This is a genomic window from Streptomyces flavofungini (assembly GCF_041028215.1).
Lineage (GTDB): Bacteria > Actinomycetota > Actinomycetes > Streptomycetales > Streptomycetaceae > Streptomyces > Streptomyces flavofungini_B.
In genome coordinates this window covers 1-1,643 of sequence record NZ_JASKYR010001157.1, presented here as the reverse complement: position 1 = coordinate 1,643, position 1,643 = coordinate 1, and the positions used below count along the sequence as shown (strand labels likewise).

Annotated in this window: 2 protein-coding genes; both read left to right on the top strand. The window is 74.0% G+C overall.

Annotation, left to right across the window (positions count from 1 at the left end):
* Positions 1-1,142, top strand: a 1,142-nt coding sequence (locus AB8Z36_RS39325) for an ABC transporter permease (protein WP_369218154.1), incomplete at its 5' end; no start/stop codon positions are given.
* A gap of 88 nt (positions 1,143-1,230) precedes the next feature.
* Positions 1,231-1,643 (top strand): DUF6518 family protein (locus AB8Z36_RS39320; RefSeq protein ID WP_369218153.1); only part of this gene is annotated, 413 nt, incomplete at its 3' end.

The window sequence follows — 1,643 nt, the reverse complement described above, 5'->3', positions numbered from 1 at the left end:
GGCTGACGCGGGCCTGGGCGCGGCCCGGCCGGGCGCTCGGSRTGGGGACGGCGGTGCTGTTCGGTGCCGCCGCCGTCACCTTCACCGTGGGCATGGGAGCGTCGCTCGGCGAGATCACGCGGGCCAGGGCGCATGACGCGGCCGACGTGACGGTCGCCGCACCGCTGCCGGAACCCGGCCCGCATGGTCCGGCCGCCGCCACACGGAGGGGGACGGAGCCCGACTGGGCCGCCGTGGCCGCGGCGATCCGCGATGAGCCCGCGACCCGTGCCTCCTACAGCACCGCGTCGGCGCGGGCCACCGTGCCCGGTGCGGCGGGCACGACCGCCGTGGTCGCCTTCCGTGGCGACGCCTCCTGGGGCGGCTACACCATGGTCTCCGGGCGCTGGATCTCCGCGCCCGGCGAGGCCGTGGTACCCACCGGGTTCCTCACCGCCACCGGTACGCGCGTCGGGGACGCGGTCACGCTGGGCGGCCTCGGCAAGCCGGTCAGGGTACGGATCGTCGGCGAGGTCCTCGATCCCCGCCACGACGGCATGCAGGTCTTCACCGACGCCGCCACGCTCACCCCCGCGCATCCCGCCCTGGCGGACACCACGCAGCACATCGCGCTCAAGTCCGGCACGGCGGTGCCCGGTTACGTGGACGCGCTGAACCAGCGCCTGGAACCCCTGGGCGTCACCGCGCGCGCCGGTGGGCCCGACGGCGGCAGCGACATGGTCGCCACACTCAACGCCCTGTCCGCCCTCCTGACGCTGATGCTCGTCGCCGTGGCGGCGCTGGGTGTGCTCAACACGGTCGTCCTCGACACCCGCGAGCGCGTCAGGGAACTCGGCGTCCACAAGGCCCTGGGCATGACTCCCCGGCAGATGATCTCGATGGTCGTCACGTCGGTCGTGGTGACCGGCCTGGCCGGGGGCGCCCTGGGAGTGCCGCTCGGCGTCGCCCTGCACGGCTGGGTCCTGCCCGCCATGGGCCACGGCGCGGGCCTCGACCTCCCCACCCCGGTACTCGCCGTCTTCGAGGCGCCCGAACTGGCCCTGCTGGTCCTGGGCGGCCTGCTCATCGCCGTCCTGGGCGCCCTGCTGCCCGCGACCTGGGCCGCGCGGGCTCGCACCGCGACGGCGCTGCGCACCGAGTGAGGCGGTGCATGCATCTACGGCGTATACACATCGTGTATACGCTTGATGTATAGTCACCGGCGACGACGGTGATCCTTGGAGGCATCCCATGGCGACCACGAAGGCCTCGACCACGCAGGTCTCGACCACGAACACCTCGAACGCGGCGGGTTCGATGACGGCGGGGCCGAGAACGACGGGGCCGCGTTACCTCGCCGGGGCAGCGCTGCTCGCGGGCCTGGCCGCCGGGGTGCTCACCAACCTGGCCCAGGGCTGGCTGCCGGGAGCCTGGAACCAACTGGCCAACTCGGGGGCCGTCTGGTCGGCGGTCGCCTTCGTCGCGGGCGCGGCATCGCGCCCGTCCCGCCTCGCGGTGGCCGCCGTCGCCGGACTGCTCGCCGAGGCCGGTCTCGTCGTCGGGTACTACGCCTACGCCGAGTTCGGGCGCGACGGCATGGGCAGCCCCCTCTTCCCCCTCATATGGCTGGCGATGGCGTGCGTGGCGGGACCGCTGTTCGGTGT